At 36.6% G+C, this 17069-nt stretch carries 19 protein-coding genes and 2 riboswitches; of the genes, 15 read left to right on the top strand and 4 right to left on the bottom strand.

Translation table 11 applies throughout. The features are described 5' to 3' along the window. Positions 1-42 precede the first annotated feature (42 nt). The 4 genes from GH715_RS10385 (at position 43) to cysK (ending at position 3991) form a co-directional block, all read left to right on the top strand. A complete protein-coding gene (locus tag GH715_RS10385) occupies positions 43-768 on the top strand; it encodes a (Fe-S)-binding protein (RefSeq protein WP_153835241.1) in 726 nt (241 codons plus the stop codon). Then, entirely contained in the window at positions 768-2201 is a 1434-nt protein-coding gene (locus GH715_RS10380; RefSeq protein WP_153835242.1) for a LutB/LldF family L-lactate oxidation iron-sulfur protein, read from the top strand. Before GH715_RS10385 ends, GH715_RS10380 begins: the two co-directional genes overlap by 1 nt. Continuing rightward, on the top strand, positions 2194-2898 hold the full coding sequence (locus GH715_RS10375; protein ID WP_153835243.1) for a LutC/YkgG family protein: 705 nt from the start codon (positions 2194-2196) through the stop codon (positions 2896-2898). The genes GH715_RS10380 and GH715_RS10375 overlap by 8 nt, the downstream gene beginning before the upstream one ends. A 178-nt stretch (positions 2899-3076) precedes the next feature. Next, complete coding sequence (gene cysK / locus GH715_RS10370) at positions 3077-3991, top strand: cysteine synthase A (RefSeq protein WP_153835244.1); 915 nt, start codon at positions 3077-3079, stop codon at positions 3989-3991. 239 nt (positions 3992-4230) lie between these two features. Here the strand turns inward: cysK and GH715_RS10365 are convergent, their stop codons facing one another. Then, on the bottom strand, positions 4231-4500 hold the full coding sequence (locus tag GH715_RS10365) for a hypothetical protein (protein WP_153835245.1): 270 nt from the start codon (positions 4498-4500) through the stop codon (positions 4231-4233). 122 nt (positions 4501-4622) lie between these two features. Between GH715_RS10365 and GH715_RS10360 the strand changes: the two genes are divergently transcribed. Both GH715_RS10360 and GH715_RS10355 read left to right on the top strand, forming a co-directional pair. Further along, positions 4623-5402 carry an alpha/beta hydrolase gene (locus tag GH715_RS10360; RefSeq protein WP_153835246.1) on the top strand — a complete coding sequence of 260 codons (780 nt, stop codon included), beginning with the start codon at positions 4623-4625 and terminating at the stop codon, positions 5400-5402. Then, complete coding sequence (locus GH715_RS10355) at positions 5402-5551, top strand: hypothetical protein (RefSeq protein ID WP_018933964.1); 150 nt, start codon at positions 5402-5404, stop codon at positions 5549-5551. The genes GH715_RS10360 and GH715_RS10355 overlap by 1 nt, the downstream gene beginning before the upstream one ends. Here the strand turns inward: GH715_RS10355 and GH715_RS10350 are convergent. After that, complete coding sequence (locus GH715_RS10350) at positions 5548-5991, bottom strand: YaiI/YqxD family protein (RefSeq protein WP_018933963.1); 444 nt, start codon at positions 5989-5991, stop codon at positions 5548-5550. The genes GH715_RS10355 and GH715_RS10350 overlap by 4 nt on opposite strands. Positions 5992-6097: 106 nt before the next feature. On the opposite strand from GH715_RS10350, the gene GH715_RS10345 reads away from it, so the two are divergent. Then, on the top strand, positions 6098-7234 hold the full coding sequence (locus tag GH715_RS10345) for a M20 family metallopeptidase (protein WP_153835247.1): 1137 nt from the start codon (positions 6098-6100) through the stop codon (positions 7232-7234). Between the two features lie 382 nt (positions 7235-7616). Here the strand turns inward: GH715_RS10345 and dapA are convergent, their stop codons facing one another. Then, complete coding sequence (gene dapA / locus GH715_RS10340) at positions 7617-8507, bottom strand: 4-hydroxy-tetrahydrodipicolinate synthase (RefSeq protein ID WP_153835248.1); 891 nt, start codon at positions 8505-8507, stop codon at positions 7617-7619. A 137-nt stretch (positions 8508-8644) separates the two neighbouring features. Further along, positions 8645-8827, bottom strand: a riboswitch (Lysine riboswitch). A gap of 150 nt (positions 8828-8977) precedes the next feature. Beyond that, positions 8978-9084, top strand: a riboswitch (TPP riboswitch). Positions 9085-9252: 168 nt separating this feature from the next. Between dapA and GH715_RS10335 the strand changes: the two genes are divergently transcribed. From GH715_RS10335 to GH715_RS10315, 5 genes are all read left to right on the top strand, one after another. Next, the gene (locus GH715_RS10335; RefSeq protein WP_153835249.1) at positions 9253-9843 is read left to right on the top strand and encodes an ECF transporter S component; all 591 of its coding nucleotides are present in this window, start codon (positions 9253-9255) and stop codon (positions 9841-9843) included. 6 nt (positions 9844-9849) lie between these two features. Continuing rightward, positions 9850-11304, top strand: coding sequence for an ABC transporter ATP-binding protein (locus GH715_RS10330; RefSeq protein WP_153835250.1), 1455 nt, complete (start codon positions 9850-9852; stop codon positions 11302-11304). Further along, positions 11294-12088, top strand: coding sequence for an energy-coupling factor transporter transmembrane component T family protein (locus tag GH715_RS10325; RefSeq protein WP_153835251.1), 795 nt, complete (start codon positions 11294-11296; stop codon positions 12086-12088). The genes GH715_RS10330 and GH715_RS10325 overlap by 11 nt, the downstream gene beginning before the upstream one ends. A gap of 391 nt (positions 12089-12479) precedes the next feature. Beyond that, a complete protein-coding gene (locus tag GH715_RS10320; protein ID WP_153835252.1) occupies positions 12480-13205 on the top strand; it encodes a YkgJ family cysteine cluster protein in 726 nt (241 codons plus the stop codon). Between the two features lie 66 nt (positions 13206-13271). Continuing rightward, complete coding sequence (locus tag GH715_RS10315) at positions 13272-13583, top strand: YckD family protein (protein ID WP_163578589.1); 312 nt, start codon at positions 13272-13274, stop codon at positions 13581-13583. Between the two features lie 123 nt (positions 13584-13706). Here the strand turns inward: GH715_RS10315 and GH715_RS10310 are convergent, their stop codons facing one another. Next, the gene (locus tag GH715_RS10310) at positions 13707-14831 is read right to left on the bottom strand and encodes a CAP domain-containing protein (RefSeq protein WP_153835254.1); all 1125 of its coding nucleotides are present in this window, start codon (positions 14829-14831) and stop codon (positions 13707-13709) included. A gap of 128 nt (positions 14832-14959) precedes the next feature. On the opposite strand from GH715_RS10310, the gene GH715_RS10305 reads away from it, so the two are divergent. Genes GH715_RS10305 through GH715_RS10295 form a run of 3 tightly spaced genes read left to right on the top strand, consistent with a single transcriptional unit; the run spans position 14960 to position 17007 of the window. Then, positions 14960-15523 carry a sigma-70 family RNA polymerase sigma factor gene (locus GH715_RS10305; RefSeq protein WP_163578592.1) on the top strand — a complete coding sequence of 188 codons (564 nt, stop codon included), beginning with the start codon at positions 14960-14962 and terminating at the stop codon, positions 15521-15523. 1 nt (position 15524) lies between these two features. Continuing rightward, positions 15525-15935, top strand: coding sequence for a hypothetical protein (locus GH715_RS10300; protein ID WP_153835256.1), 411 nt, complete (start codon positions 15525-15527; stop codon positions 15933-15935). After that, positions 15928-17007 carry a hypothetical protein gene (locus tag GH715_RS10295; protein ID WP_153835257.1) on the top strand — a complete coding sequence of 360 codons (1080 nt, stop codon included), beginning with the start codon at positions 15928-15930 and terminating at the stop codon, positions 17005-17007. The genes GH715_RS10300 and GH715_RS10295 overlap by 8 nt, the downstream gene beginning before the upstream one ends. Positions 17008-17069 lie beyond the last annotated feature (62 nt).

Genomic DNA, 17069 nt, shown 5'->3' with positions numbered 1-17069 from the left:
TAGAAAGAGCAATGGCAATGTTCCTAAAAGGGGAGTAAAAACATGAAAGTATCATTTTTTGTTACATGTTTAGGAGATATGTTTTATGTGAATGCAGGAAAAGCTGCAGTCGAATTGTTGGAACATCTCGGCTGTGAAGTCGATTTTCCGAAAGCGCAAACATGTTGTGGCCAACCTGCTTATAACAGTGGTTATCATAAGGAAACATTAGAGGTGGCAAAGCATTTAGTGGAAACTTTTGAAGACGCCGAATATGTTGTAGGTATTTCGGGTTCTTGTGTTTATATGATCCATGAATATGTACATTTATTTGAAGAAGGTTCAGAATGGCAGAAACGAGCGAGAAAACTGAAAGATAAAACATATGAGTTAACACAGTTTATTGTCGATGTTCTGGGTATTGAGGATGTAGGAGCTAACTATGAGGGAGTTGCTACTTATCATACGTCATGCCATATGACAAGGTTATTAGGTGTAACTGAAGCACCATTTAAATTATTGGATAACGTAAAGGGACTACAGCTGATTGATTTACCAAATCGCCACGATTGTTGCGGATTCGGTGGAACATTTTCGGTCAAGATGAGTGACATTTCAGAACAGATGGTCGATGAGAAAGTGGAACATATAGAAGAAACGAAAGCGAACCTTTTACTAGGGGCAGATGGTAGCTGCCTCATGAACATCGGTGGTCGTTTGTCTAGGAATGGAAGTTCTGTTGAGGTAAAGCATATCGCGGAAATTTTAAATAGCAGAGGTGATCTGTAATGCCGATGCACATTGGAGAGAAAGACTTTAAAAAAAGGGTGACAAAAGGATTAGAAGATGACTTTATGCGTGGAGCTGTACGATCTGCGCAAGGAAGGTTGCAAGACAAACGAGCAACTGCAGCAGATGAATTAGGTGATTGGGAAGATTGGCGTACACTTGGCTCAGAAATCCGCAGTCACACGATTGAACATTTAGATTATTATTTACATCAATTAAGTGAAAAGGTCGCGGAGCTAGGCGGGCATGTCTTTTTTGCCGAAACGGGAGCAGAAGCAAATGAATATATTCAAAAAGTAGCGACAGAAAAAGAAGCGAAGAAAATTGCTAAATCAAAATCGATGGTAACTGAAGAAATTTCCATGAATGAAGCTCTCGAGGATATCGGTTGTGAAGTAATTGAAACAGATTTGGGTGAATATATTTTGCAACTGGATGATCATGATCCTCCATCTCATATTGTGGCGCCAGCACTTCATAAAAATAAAGAACAGATCCGTGATGTCTTTCAAGAGAAATTAGCTTACTTGAAATCAGAAAAACCGGAAGAATTAGCGTTGTTTGCTCGTGAAAAATTACGGGAAGAATTTCTTTCAGCTGACTTAGGCATTACGGGATGTAATTTTGCGGTTGCAGAATCTGGTTCATTTGCTTTGGTTACGAATGAAGGTAATGCTCGCATGGTATCAGCACTACCGAAAACTCAGATTACCGTTATGGGAATGGAAAGAATTGTTCCAGGATGGGAAGAGCTTGATATCGTTGTTAGCTTGTTAACGAGAGCAGCCGTTGGTCAGAAATTAACTAGTTATATTACTGCCTTAACAGGTCCTAAACAACTAGAAGAAGCAGATGGTCCCGAAGAATTTCATTTAGTTATTGTGGATAACGGAAGATCAAAAATCTTAGGTACGGAATTTCAAGAAGCATTACATTGTATTCGCTGTGCAGCATGTATCAATGTCTGTCCTGTATATCGTCATGTTGGAGGGCATGCATATGGATCGATTTATCCTGGACCAATTGGTGCGGTGCTTTCTCCTTTACTATCAGACTATGATGAGTACAAAGAATTACCTTATGCCTCGTCCTTATGTGGAGCATGTACAGAAGTTTGTCCGGTAAAAATTCCACTTCACGAACAATTGATTATGCATCGGAGAAAAATTGTCGAGGATGAGAAAAAAACTACATTGTCAGAACGCGTTGTGATGCGAGGTTTCGAACAACTAGTCAATTCAGCAAATCTCTATCGAACTGCAACAAAAATGGCACCATTTTTAACGACACCATTTGCTAAAAATCAGTTGATCACGAAAGGTCCTGGACCATTAAAACATTGGACACACGCGAGAGATTTCCCTCAGCCTGCCAATGAACGTTTTCGTGATTGGTTTGAAGATCGCCAAAAACGAGGTGAAAAAAATGTCTAAAGGTAATATTATCAACCGTGATTCTTTTTTAACAAATATTCGTGAAAAGATAGGTGGCATTGCTGCCGATAAACCGGTAAAAAAACCTAGCTGGTCTGTGTCACCACAGAAAAAAGTGTTAGAAGGATATGATCAAGACCAATTAATTAGTGTGTTAAGAGAACAGTGTAAAGAGATTCACACAGATTTTTATCAAACAACATTAGCGGAATTAACTGGAACCATAACAGAAGTGATGGAGGAATACGAATCAGAATCCATTGTTTATTCAGATGATCCGAGATTTGATAATGCTAACATAGAGGAGTACTTACAAGGGTTGAATGCTTTTAAGTGGGACCGTAATGATCGAGAAAATTCCATTAAAATAGCAGAAAGAGCTGAGATTGGGATTACGTTTAGTGATATTACTTTAGCAGAATCTGGTACAGTTGTTCTGTTGAATGATAAAGGACAAGGGCGATCTGTTAGCTTGTTACCAGCCAATTATATAGCAATTATTCCGAGGACTTCCATCGTAAAAAGAATGACCCAGGCAACTGACTATATTCACGCTCAAGTCGAAAAAGAAGAAGATATTGCCTCCTGTATTAATTTTATTACCGGTCCAAGTAACAGTGCTGATATTGAAATGAATCTGGTAGTTGGTGTCCACGGACCAATTCGAGCTGCTTATATTGTTGTAGGTGATTTGTAAATATATACAGCTTGTTTATTGTGATGCTGTTGATGATAAAGTGCTTTAAGGTGCATCTGAATTCAGAAAAGGGAGGAAAAAGACCAAACCCTATTTTTTTCGATTCAAGTATGATGCTTGTATTTGTCGAGGATTCCTTGCTATGATAGGAGAAGATGTTGTAGGAAGGGGTAGGCAGATGAATGTTTATCAAAATATGACGGAGTTAATTGGAAACACTCCTTTAGTTAAATTAAATCGTATTGTACCTGAAGGTGCTGCTGATATTTATGTAAAATTAGAAATGTTTAATCCTTCAAAAAGCGTGAAGGACCGAGCTGCTTATAACATGATTATCGAAGCGGAAAAGGCGGGGATGTTGAAAGAAGGTTCTACTATTATTGAACCAACAAGTGGAAATACAGGCATCGGATTGGCACAGACTTGCGCTGCCAAAGGTTATCAAGCCATCTTGGTGATGCCAGATAACATGACACAGGAACGGATTAATATTTTAAAAGCATATGGTGCTAAAGTGGTTTTGACACCGAGTGCAGAAAAAATGCCTGGAGCTATTAAAAAGGCAAAAGAATTAGTTGAAGAAATTCCCGATAGCTTTATGCCACAACAGTTTGAAAATAAGGCAAATCCAGATATTCACCGAAAAACGACAGCTCTTGAAATTCTAGAACAAACAAACCATGACTTAGATGGATTTGTTGCAACAGCCGGAACTGGTGGAACTATCACAGGTACTGGTGAAGCATTAAGGGAAGAATTGCCCGAACTGCATATTGCTGTTGTCGAGCCTAAAGGATCGCCTGTACTATCTGGTGGTAAACCAGGTAAACACAAGTTAGTTGGCACAAGTCCTGGTTTTGTTCCTGATATTTTAAACACTTCTATTTATGATGAAATTATTCAAATCGCAGATGAAGACGCAGTAAACACATTCAAACGGCTAGCATCTGAAGAAGGAATTTTTGTTGGTCCTTCAGCAGGCGCAGCAGTTTTTGCTGCTATCCAAGTAGCAAAAAAACTTGGAGCAGGTAAAAAAGTTGTCTGCATTGCTCCAGATACAGGTGAACGTTATTTAAGTATGCACTTGTTCTAAAAGCATAAACGATTAACAATGCAATTCCTAAAGGTATACACTAAACACTTTAAGAGATCAGTCAGAAACTGATCTCTTTGTTATACAATGGAAGAGCTCTGTTCCTTGGCAAAAGTATGAACCGAAGGAATAGAAACGAATATCCAAGGAAGCATTCCTCATGCTCCTTGGATCATCCTGCTCTGACTTATAAATTTAGCTATTCATGTTCTCTGTTTTACAATGTTGAAATTCAATTTTTAAAAAGGTCCAAAATACGGCGATCCTGGTCCATATGGTCCTGGTGGAAATGGTGGTCCATATGGAGGATAATTGTAGTAAGGTGGATGTGGCGGGTATGGATAAGGCCCCGGTGGACCGTCAAGGATTTCGCCTCCTAAATATCCTAACCCAAAACCTAGTAAACCTGCTCCTAATGGTCCGATTGGTCCGAAAAATCTTTCTTGCCCGTGTGGCTGTTGTTGATGGCGAAAATGTTGAGGTGCCATTTGATAGTGGTGATGATGCATTAAGCATTCCCCTTCCTTCTGTAAACTTTCATCACTTGATAGTAGCCTATGCACGAAATACAATTTGGGATGGGATATACACCTATTTTTGAAAAAATAATTTATGGAAGGTGGTTGGTTCGTTGCAAATAATTGAGAAAGACAACGTAAAATGGGAAGAGGAGTTTTTGCATCAAGATGTTCCAAGTATTACACCGTACTTAATCGAAGGAGGTCGAGCAGCACCGATCATCTTAGTTATACCAGGAGGAGGCTATGGTCATCGCGCTTATCATGAAGGGGAACCTGTGGCAAACTGGTTAAATCAAAATGGATTTCATGCATGTGTATTAAGATACCAAGTTGCACCGATTTCACAACAAGAAACGATTGAACAGGCACAACAGGCTATACAAACGATGAAAATCAAAAGAACTGATTGGGGATTGAATGATCAACATAAAGTAGGGGTATTAGGTTTTTCTGCCGGTGGTCACCTGGCAGCTATAATAAGTAATCGTTACTTAGAATCAAAAGGTTATACATCAAGACCTGATTTCCAAATCCTATGTTATCCAGTGATTACCATGGACGAATTTACACATGAAGGTAGTAAAACAAATTTACTCGGTGAAAATCCAGATCAACAATTGATTGATCAGTATTCATGTGAGAAAATTGTACATGAAAATACTCCGCCCGCATTTATCTGGTCTACCGCAAATGATCAATCGGTGTTATCAGTAAATAGCTTAAAATATGCAGAGGTATTGCAACGCTATCAAATCCCTTATGAGTTACATATTTATCAAGACGGCAGACATGGTTTGGGTCTTGCTGATGAACATCCTAATACAGTAGATTGGAAACAAGCTTGTATTCGTTGGCTAAGTGCTTATATAACAGAAGGTGAGGAAGACTAATGGCAAAAAAGGTAAAAATGCTCGTGCAATCCACTTATAACAAGGAATTACTGCGAGCAGGTAAAGTATATGAAATCAATGATGAAACAGCAAAACGTTGGCAAATTAGCCGAATTGCTGAAATCATTGAAGAAGAGGAAAAAGATTAATGTAGCTCCAATAGCTTTCGTAACTTCATGCGGAAGCTATTTTTTTGTTCATCGGTAAATTTCTTTGGGCCTTTCGTTCGTATACCAGCTTTTCTAGCTTTAGCATTTACATGTCGCTCTTGTAACATTTGGTTTATTTTATCTTTTGAATAAGTAAAACCAACATGATGCAAACAATAGCAACCTTTCTCTAAACAAAGTGCTGCAAGCCCATAGTCCTGTGTAATGACGAGATCATTACGCTGAACCATTTGTACAATGCGGTAGTCAACTGCATCAGCTCCGTCATCTACATATTTTACTGTTACATGTTTAGGTGTATCTTGTAACGAAAAATGGCTGTAACTTTTTACTAGTACCACATCTATTAGAAAACGCCTAGCCTCGTCTATAATGATTTCAGTAACAGGACAAGCATCTGCATCAACAAATATCTTCATAAAATACGCTCCATTCTAAAATATTAGTAGCCATGAATAGTATAGCAAAATCGGCAAAGTTATAGTATGATTTTCATAATCAATATATAGAAAGTTAGGGAATGAGATGAAAAGTTATTTAAAAGACCAACAAGAGCATATGCTGAACATGTTAGAACAGTTAGTCAATATCGATAGTGGCTCTTACGATAAAGCTGGTGTCGATAAAGTAGGGGCATTCATGAAACAATTATATCAACAAATTGATTTTGAAGTGGAAGAAGTGAAACAAGAAGAAGCAGGCAATCATTTAATTATTCGAAAAAAGAATGTGGATCCTACAAATCAAACAATATTAATCCTTACACACATGGATACCGTTTTTGAAAAGGGAACAGCTAAGGAAAGACCATTTCATATTAATGGGAATCGAGCATACGGACCTGGAGTAATCGATATGAAAGCAAGTCTTGTTTCAGTATATTATGCGATGAAAGCATTACTAGAACATAAGAAAGCGGCTGTCGAACAGGTGGAAATATTACTTACTAGTGATGAAGAAATCGGTTCTCCAACCTCCAGAGCATTAATCGAGAAACATGCGCAAAATAAAAAATTTGCTTTAGTAATGGAACCTGCCCGAAAAAACGGAGCAATCGTCTCAGCAAGAAGAGGAAAAGGGCTTTATAAATTAGAAGTGATCGGCAAAGCAGCTCATTCTGGTATTGAACCGGAAAAGGGGAGAAGCGCAATCGAAGAGTTAGCGTATAAAATTATTCAATTATACGATATTACCGATGAAGAAGAAGGGATTCATGTCAATGTCGGATTAATAGAAGGCGGAACCTCTGTAAATACTGTTTCCGATCATGCAACAGCACAGATAGATGTGCGCTTTCGAACACAAGAACAAGCAGAAGAAATTAAAGAACAAATTGCTGCAATTATGGCTAATACAGAAGTAGATGGAACAAAAGTAAAAATCGAAGGTGATATTAATCGCCCACCGATGGAAAAAACGGAACAAACAGAAAAACTACTTCGGATTATTAAACGAGTCGGGGACGAACTAGATATTTTTATTAAAGATACAGAAACAGGTGGTGGGTCTGATGCTTCGTTTACATCAGCTTTAGGTATACCAACTGTTGATGGACTAGGACCGATCGGGGGACGAGCCCATCGAGAAAGTGAATATTTAGAATTAGAATCATTTGTTCCAAGAACAACACTTTTAGCATACGTGATTGACGAATTAGCATAAGAAAAACTGAGTAACAAACGCTCAGTCCTAAAAGCTAAAGATTTACCATTTCTCTAGCTTCCATTATGAAATAATTGAACAGCATTAACCGCCACTCCGGCTGCCCACTTCCCTTTCCGTGGGGTTTGCCCTTCAGCTAACTTTTTCGAGCAAAACCCACTCGAAAAAGTGGATCTTCAGGTCAAACCATTCCCACAGGAGTGGAAGTGTGCGGCCTTCGCTAAGATCTGCTCTACAACGCTAGCATGAGGTAACGTGGTTGTTTTTACTCATAAATAGCAATTTCTAAACCATTGTAAAAATGTTCCACCAATGGTTAAATGTTTTCTTTATATGAAAAAATAAAAACAGTTCACTTTATAGTTAGTGAACTGTTTTTATATTAACCTGCATAATAATTTTCTTGAAGGAAATGTAAATGGTGTCTTAATATTTGCATTTCTTCTTCGTTTAGTGGAACTAATGGTAAACGGACATTTCCTACATCTATACCATTCATCCCTAGAGCTGCCTTTACTGGTGTAGGACTTGGTGCCATAAACATCGTTTGCATAATTGGGAGTAAATATTGATGTAACTCCTGCGCTCTCCAAAAATCGCCATTTTGACAAGCAGCAACCATTTCATTCATTTCGTTACCAATAATATGTGAAGAGACTGATACTATTCCATTTGCTCCAATGGCAACAGCAGGGAGTGTTAAATTATCATCACCACTGTATAGAGAGAAGTCCTGGCTTGTTTCTCGAATGATTTTGGTCATCACATCGAGGTTACCACTAGCTTCTTTTACAGAAACGATATTATCGATTTTAGCAAGTTCAATAATCGTTTCGGGATTCATATTTACACTAGTTCTACCCGGAATATTATACAACATCACTGGAAGTGTAGTAGATTCCGCAATGACTTTAAAGTGTTGATACATGCCTTCCTGTGAAGGTTTATTGTAGTAGGGTGCAACAAGCATAACCCCATCTACACCAATCGTCTCCGCCTTTTTCGTCATTTCTATAGATTCACGAGTGTTGTTTGATCCTGTCCCTGCTATGACAGGTACGCGACCATTAACGGTTTTGACAGTAAATTTAATCAGTGATAATTTCTCTTCTTTTGATAGTGTAGGAGATTCTCCAGTTGTTCCGGCAATAACTAGTGCATCAGTTCCATTTTGTAGTAAATAATTAATTAATCGTTCTGTTTTTCCATAATCAATGTCTCCATTTTGATCAAAGGGAGTTACCATCGCTGTTAATACACGTCCAAAGTTCATGATATATCCACCTCTATTCAAAGATTTAAAACAATTTGACTAGTTCCATTGAATAGAGGGTATCTCATCACCAATTGAAAATAAAAAGATGCAACAATGAGGGCATTGTTGCATCTGGAATTCAAATTGGATTCGATGCGTGAGATAGCCCTCCATATAGCGTGGCACTATATGACAGCCCTGCATTTGTTCAATGAAGGACCAGTAAAATAAGTTGATGCGTACTTATTTTACTTCGGCAAATTCCCCTTTCGATAGCTTTCTCAGGCAACACCAGCCTCCCACTATGTACTAATGGTTTTTGCACCTCTATTCTCACTTCAATAAAAATTGAAGCAAAATATTTAATTGTTTTACGTTGCTACCAACTATATCAAAAAATATCGATTCATGCAATCTGATTTACAAAAAAATTTTCTTGACAATATGGAAAAATTTGATATGATGAAGTCGAATTAAATATTATCAACACATTCCACTAGGGGTGTCTTTTAAAGACTGAGATTAAAGTAATACTTTAAGACCCTTAGAACCTGATCTGGTTCATACCAGCGTAGGGAAGTGGCTAGTATCTAATATACTGCAATACTTTTTATATGGATAAGTATAGCCACTATCTCTACGTATGTATGGATAGTGGCTTTTTGTGTTTGGAGGAGGGTTTTGCTGGTAACTAAGTGTGTGATCAAGAACGGGTAAGACTCGACAAATACTTATTCTTAATTAAAAAAGGAGATGGATGTAGATGAGAAAAACGTTAACTTTGACTGATATTTTAATAACAATTGTTATTGCCTTTATTTTTAGTGTTATTTACAAACTGTGGGGTCCATTATACAGTTTTGTAGGGATACTTGGTTTACATGTGGATCAGTTAATATACGGGATGTGGTTTATGGCTGCAACTGTAGCTTTTCTGATTATTCGCAAGCCGGGTATTGCTTTATTAGCAGAACTCGCAGCTGCTCAAGGAGAATTTTTATTTGGTGGACAATGGGGTATATCTCTCCTTCTATATGGTCTTGTACAGGGATTAGGCTGTGAACTGATCTTTGCTATGTATCGATATAAGAGTTATCGTCTGTATGTTACTTGTCTAGCGGCAATAGGCGCTGCGGTAGGATCGCTCCTATTAGATGTTTTTTATGGATATATCGATTCATTAGCACTATGGAATCTTACATTATTGATCGTTGCTAGATTAGTAGGATCGATATTGATTACGGGTGTCTTTGCTTATTACTTAGTAGAAGCATTGGACAAAACGGGTGTCACAAAGGCAATCCGTCCAGTATCTAATGATGATTATCAAAGACTCGAAGATGAGATGAGGTAAATTGGCATGCTTGAAGTGAAAAATTTACGAGCTAAATATCCAAATGAAACATCATTATTATTTAAAGATGTTTCACTATCCATTCAACAAGGTGAGAAAGTATTGCTTGTCGGTCCATCAGGATCTGGAAAGTCCACCTTACTCCAGATATTGGCTGGCTTAATACCGGACGTGATAGAAGTACCTATTAAAGCAGATAAACGGAAGATTTCAGAATCGTACGGTATGGTTTTTCAAGATCCAGATGCCCAGTTTTGTATGCCTTATGTAGATGAGGAGATTGCTTTTGTACTAGAAAATAGAAACATACCACAGCAAAATATGGCTTCCTTAATTAGCCAATACCTAGATCGGGTCGGTTTACAATTAGCAGATGAGCACGTTTCTATCCAGGAATTATCAGGCGGAATGAAACAGCGGCTTGCGATAGCATCGGTATTAGCATTGGAACCTGAAGTGTTGTTCTTAGATGAACCGACCGCTATGCTGGACCAGGTTGGCACGAAACAAGTTTGGGATACCTTGAAGGAAGTTTCTGAAGATAAGACAGTGGTGATTGTAGAACATAAAATTGATCATGTTTTACCCTTAGTTGATCGGGTCATTATTTTAGATGAAATAGGAGCTATAGTGGCTGATGGTGAACCAAATGATATCTTCAGTCGATTCCGAAGTAAGTTGTATCAGTATGGGATATGGTATCCAAATATTTGGGACGACTATGCCCAGCAACTTCCTAATTATGCGCAATATGATAACGTGGATCAACCGATCATAACCATGGATTCCTTTCATGGTTACTACCAAAAACAAATAAAAATGCATGTTAATGATGCAGTGATTCATCGAGGAGACTGGCTAGCGATAACTGGTGAAAATGGTTCAGGTAAAAGTACGTTGATGCTTGCTATAATGCAATTGATTAAAACATCAGGAGAGATTAACTATTTTTTATCAAATAATATTAACACATGTGATTATCGGAAGATGGGGTATGTGTTTCAAAATCCTGAACTGCAATTTATCACCAATAGTGTTTATGCGGAACTAGAGCACTCTTTGAAAAATAGTGATGTTCACCCAGAAGAGTTTGCTGATAGGATAGAAGCACATTTGAAAAGATATAACTTATATCATGTTAAAGACCACCATCCCTATCAATTATCGATTGGTCAAAAGAAACGATTAAGTGTAGCAACCGCTACGATTTCAGATGTTGATATTCTACTATTGGATGAACCGACCTTTGGTCAAGATGCCAAAAACACTTTTCAAATGCTTGAACTTTTTGAAGAATGCCGAAAAAATGGCATCACCATTGTGATGGTTACCCATCAGCCTGAAATAGTTGAATTATATGCAACGAAGGAATGGCGAATAAAAGATGGGGAACTTATGGAAAGCTTAGATCTTTCCAGAGTGCAAGAAAATATCTTGAAGGATGATATGTATGTCTATTAGTATTAGTTACCAACCAACCTGGTTACATCAGATAAATCCTAGTTTTAAATTATTGACATTAACTGCTCTATTTATTGGTTTGTTGTTTGTCCATAATCCTAACTTTTTGTTGTATATGATTACTGGAATTGTTGTACTTTATCTTTTCGGTACCGGTCATCGTTGGAAAGTTATTGGGTTAATAGCTATTCCATTAACGATTATTTTTCTTTCCTCCTCTACAACGATGATCTTTTTTGGGGAGGGAGAGCAAACGTGGTTTAAATTCGGTCTCATACATATCACAGAGGAGAGTTTTTATCGTGGCATTCACTTAGGATTAAGAAGTATGGTTTTTGGCCTTTTAAGTTTACTATTCGCTTTAACGACTAGACCTGTATATTTATTTTACTCCACGATGCAGCAATTAAAGTTAAAGCCGAAGTATGCTTATAGTTTTATGGCAGCAATCCGTATGTTACCGATCATTGTGGAAGAATTTCAAACATTACGTCAAGCGTTAAAGGTGAGAGGTGTCCAATATTCAAAGGGGATTAAAGGGATGTACGAAAAAGTAAAATTATATGCCATTCCTTTATTAGCCCAAAGTATTAGACGAGCACATCGAATTGCCGTATCTATGGAGGCGAAACAATTCTCGAAAAATAATAAGCGAACTTTTTATTATCATTTAGGTTATACGAATAAAGATTTGTTATTTTTTCTCATCTTAGTTGTTTGGTTAATTTTTTCGTATGTTTGCAGTAATCAATTTACCGTATTTCCGGTTGAAAATGTGCGATGAAAGATAAACAATTAAGGAATAAACCTGTTTAATAAAACATGGTTTATTCTTTTTATTTCAAGACGGATTTTCATTGTAAGTAGCTTTCAATGCAAGCATAAAAATAATGAAAGCAATCTCTTAACATAATTAGAAGATGATTTACTTGGAGAAAAGAAGGTTGGTACACATTCCAAAAGACAATTAAGTACTTTTCTTCATTTAAGTAACTCAGGAAATCTTCATATTTGAGGCTAGCTTTTTTAAAAATTTGAGTCTAAAATATTGTGCAAAAAGGGGCATCATAGCATTAAAATGGAGACATATATGTAAGTATCGGGTATAAATAAATATATAGCTTTAAAAAATCTGTTACACTAGTGAAGGAAATAAAACTAGTAGGAGACCAAATATGAATCATTATTTAACACAGGAAGAAATTATAAAGAAATGTAACGAATTAAATGAAAAATACCAAATTAACGAAGATGCTTTCTATCAGATTGTTGATCAATTAATAGATAGCAATCTTTCCACAGACCAAAAATTATTTAAAAGTTTTCAGCTTCTGCTTGAAGCCGTATCAACGGAAATTAATCAGATGGAAAAGGCCGTAGACCTAGAGCCAACTTGCCGAATGGGTTGTGCTTTTTGTTGCTACTTTCCGATTGTAATTAATAAGATGGAAGCAAAGTTAATCAAGCGTTCTATTAGACAGATGCCTGTAGAGCGAAAAGAAAAAATAGCGGAGCATTTTGCCCATTACTATCGAGAGTATAAGGATAAGGTAAAACAGTTTTCCGAATTGGATGTAACAGACCACAACCACAAATATGACTATAAAAAATCTTTATTACCTTGTGTTATGTTAGACACAGATACGAATCAATGTTTGGCATACGAGATAAGACCTTTACCCTGTCGAACATACGTTAATTATAGTGATCCCGCAGTTTGTGCTGATCAAGTCATGCCTGAGGAGACAATCAGTTATGAATTTCTGTATCAGGAGTACATGGGAGCTATTAATGAGCTATTAATGTATCTATATGAGCAGGAGGATACAGGAATTATTGAATATCCGAATGACTTGTATCAGGAAGATTTGCTAATAAACTGGATGAAAGATTTCAGCTAACCACTCCATTTTTCGCATAAGTGTGCAAAAGATTGCAATACTATGGGAAAAAGGAGTGTGAACAAATTGCGGAAGTTTTTTATTGCATGTATATTGACCATTTCCATTGGAGGATTATTCCTTTCGTCTGTACAGGCAGAAACAGAGGAAGTGAAACTATCTGATGAGCAGATAGATGAAATCAAAACTCTGAAACAGAAAGTAATGGAAAAAGAAAAGCAAATCATTAAGAAATACGTAGAATATGGTGTTTTTCCAGAAGAAAAAGGTCAAAAGATAATCCAACATATGGAGAAAAAATATGAAAAGCTCCAGGAAAATAACTTCATTCCAAAATGGGATCATAAACATCACATGAAACATGATAACGAAAATTAATAAGAAAAGCGTAGAGCGCCCGATTAGAAACGTAGCGACGGGCGATTCGTGAAGTCACCTAGTTTCTGGGTGCTTGGAGCTAGACAAATCAAAAAAATAATGCTTACCTTTAGAAGGTAAGCATTATTGCGTTAAATAGGTTTCAGTATAGAATGGTTGCCCATCTTCTTGAAAAGCAACCCCTACAGACATTTGTCTAAAATCGGAGTTTAAAATATTGTCCCGATGCCCTTTTGAATTCATAAGTCCTTGATGAGCAAAGATACTGCTAGGCTGTCCTGCTGCTAAATTTTCTCCAGCCATACGGAATGTGATGTTATCTTCTTCCAAGCGGTCAAATGGTGATTGGTTATCTAAATTGGTATGTCCAAAATAATTATTTTCCGCCATATCTTCACTATGATTTTGAGCGGTTACTCTAGAGGTTTCATGCCATTCCAATATAGGTTCTTCAAATTTAGCTCTTGCAGCATTAGTAAGATCAAACAGCTGATATTCTAAACCCTCTGCTAAGGCACTATCGGGAGCTGCAAAATAGTCCTCCTTTTGGTCTTCCAGACTTTTATCAATTATTTGAATAGCCGCTATCCTATTTTCTTGATGAATGTCATAAAAAATGGTGACATAGTTATCATCGATTAAATAAGTGTCCTGTTCATCGTTATCATTGATACGATATTTAACAAATCCTTTTTTAATGGAATCAAGCGGTTCTCCAAATGTTTCTCTAACATCATTCTTATCGTTTTGTAGAGTTATATCAACGCTCGAACTAATCAAGTCTTGATTGGTGTACAGCCCTACGACCTCATTATCATCGTTATAAGCAACCATGACAAAATTTTGATAATGTTCATGGTAAGTGTACCAATTTGTCCCATATTCATTTAATGTACTTCGTTTCGAGTCATTAAGAATACTTTCAACATCTGCCTTTTTATCATTAATTACGATGTTATGAATCGAAAAAGTTTGTTCAGAAGGTTTCGTGAGATCAGGTGATTCTATATTAGGAGAAGGTACATCTTCAGAATGATCGTCTGTCACGGAGTCAAAAAAATTTTCTAATTCGAAACGAAGGTTTTTGATTGTGCTGCTTATCTGGTTATTATTTTTTAATTGATTAAAATCATCCTTCATCTCAGACCAAACACCAGTTAATCCATCTTGCTTAAAATCATCTTCATATAAAAACCATATTAATCCTCCTATTAACAGGAAGAAAACAATCGTGCGAAACCTGGGCAAATCCTCACTCCTGACTTCTTTGGTATTCTATTCTTTCATTATATCATGATTACAGATAAATATAAGTGAAAAAATTTTAATATTTTTGTAGTCATTCTCTTTTTTTAAACGTCAATTAAAGGGGAGACATAAAAAAGGAAGGGGGGAGCATCATTCAAGATGAACAACTGATCAAAAAAATAAGAGCGGGCAATCAACATGCAATCCGCTTGTTGATAGAGCGGTACAAACATCATGTTTTTAAAGTAACGTATAGTGTCGTACATGATGAAAAGATCGCAGAAGATCTAGCGCAAGAAACCTTTATTAAAATGATTGATGCTCTTTCTTCCTATCAGCATAAAGGCTTTAAAACTTGGATTAGTCGTATTGCCCTACATAAAGCAATTGATTATAAGCGAAAAAAGACAAGACAGAAAGAAGAATTAGAAACCTTTGAAGACTTTGAACCAGTAAGTATGCAGACAGATCCAGACGAACAAATCATCAGTAAGGATACATTAAACAAGGTTCATCAATACATTAATAACATGCCGGAAAAGTTTCAAATCGTGGTGAAAGCTTATTATTTTGAAGAATTATCTTATAAACAAATTGCACAAAAGTTAGGTGTGGAAGAAACGAATGTCAAGATGAGATTATATCGAGCAAGAAAATGGATGAAGGAAAACTGGAAGGAGGAGGATTTTTAACATGAAACATATGACAAGAGACGCTCTACTGGCTTATATAAATGCAGAGTCTAACCAGGAGACAGAAGTTGAAAATCATTTATTAGAATGTGAAACATGCACTGATTTATATTTATCAATCGTAGAGGAAGTCGAAATGAACAGCGGGGTTTCAGCTGATTTTACGGATGATACACTTCAGCAATTGGAAATCAGACTACCTGCTCCTCCGCAGAAGAAACAAAACCATGTATTCATCCATTACCTTGTAGCAGCTGGCTTAACGATTTTACTGACTATAACTGGTGTATTCCAAGGAGCATTAGATGTATCAGATATCCAGCAGAAAAAAGGTGGATCTATTACGGACCACCTAATGACGAAAACAGATAATGTATTACAAGAAATAAAGGGGGTTCATCGTCATGAATAAATCAGGATTAGCGGCATTTTTTCTAGGATTCATTCCAGGATTTGGACATATTTACTGGGGGCATAAAATTCGGGGTGTTCTTTATACACTTGCGTTTGCTGGAACCTTGTTATTAGCTTTTTACATGGTGATATTTGGATTTGATCCCTATCATGACACTTTTTTTATGCTAGCCTTTTTAGCTTTCATGATATGGGGTATTAATATGATGGATATTACGATTACACTTTTCATAGCAAAAGTGCACAATGGTACAAATGAGAGTAGTAGTGAAACACATCACCTAAAGGAAACATCTAACGAAAGAGTGACTACCATGTTGTTGTCGGTAATACCCGGAATGGGACATTTTTATTTAGGCTTGTCTTATCGTGGATTAACCATACTTGCTGCTTTTTTCGGCGTGATTATCATGGTTTTCTTTATTAGCTTTCTAACGAGTGCTGTCTTTTTAATTTTTCTATTAGCACTGCCAATTATTTGGATATATAGCATGTTTGATATTATCCAGCTATTAAATCAAAAACAGGCAGGTAAAGAATTAGAAGATCGGACCATCATGGACGATTTTAATCGAATGCATGATAATGAGAAAAAAAGTAAGATGATCGCGACTATCTTATCGATTTTCCCTGGAGCAGGTCATTTATACTTAGGCTTGCAAAAAAGAGGTATTCAGTTAATGGCATCCTTTTTATTTTCGATTTATATTTTGGATGTCCTAAACTTATCACTTTTTCTATTTCTGATTCCGTTAATTTGGTTTTTTAGTTTCTTTGATGCCTTACAGTTAGCGAATCGATTTGAATATGAAGTACTGAAGGATGTTCCGATTATAAAATATTTAGGTAGTTATCAAAAATGGATTGGAATTGCGCTCATTATACTTGGTTTGTTCTATTTACTTGATTCAGTGTTGATGCCCGTCTTTGCTAGTTATTTAGAAGAGTTATTTCATATCAATTTTCGCCGATTATATTATCAGTATTTCCAAGTTACAGTTATTAGTCTTTTGCTAATAGGTGCAGGAATTCTACTTGCTATCAATCAAAAAAAAGCTAAAAACAAATAACGAAGATAAAGAAGGGAAATTGTGATACATTTTCTCTTCTTTTTTCATTTATAATGAACTTA

This window comes from Gracilibacillus thailandensis (genome assembly GCF_010994055.1).
GTDB classification, from domain to species: domain Bacteria; phylum Bacillota; class Bacilli; order Bacillales; family Amphibacillaceae; genus Gracilibacillus; species Gracilibacillus lacisalsi.
The sequence above is the reverse complement of the archived record's forward strand: the minus strand, read 5'-3'. Positions and strand labels throughout refer to the sequence as shown.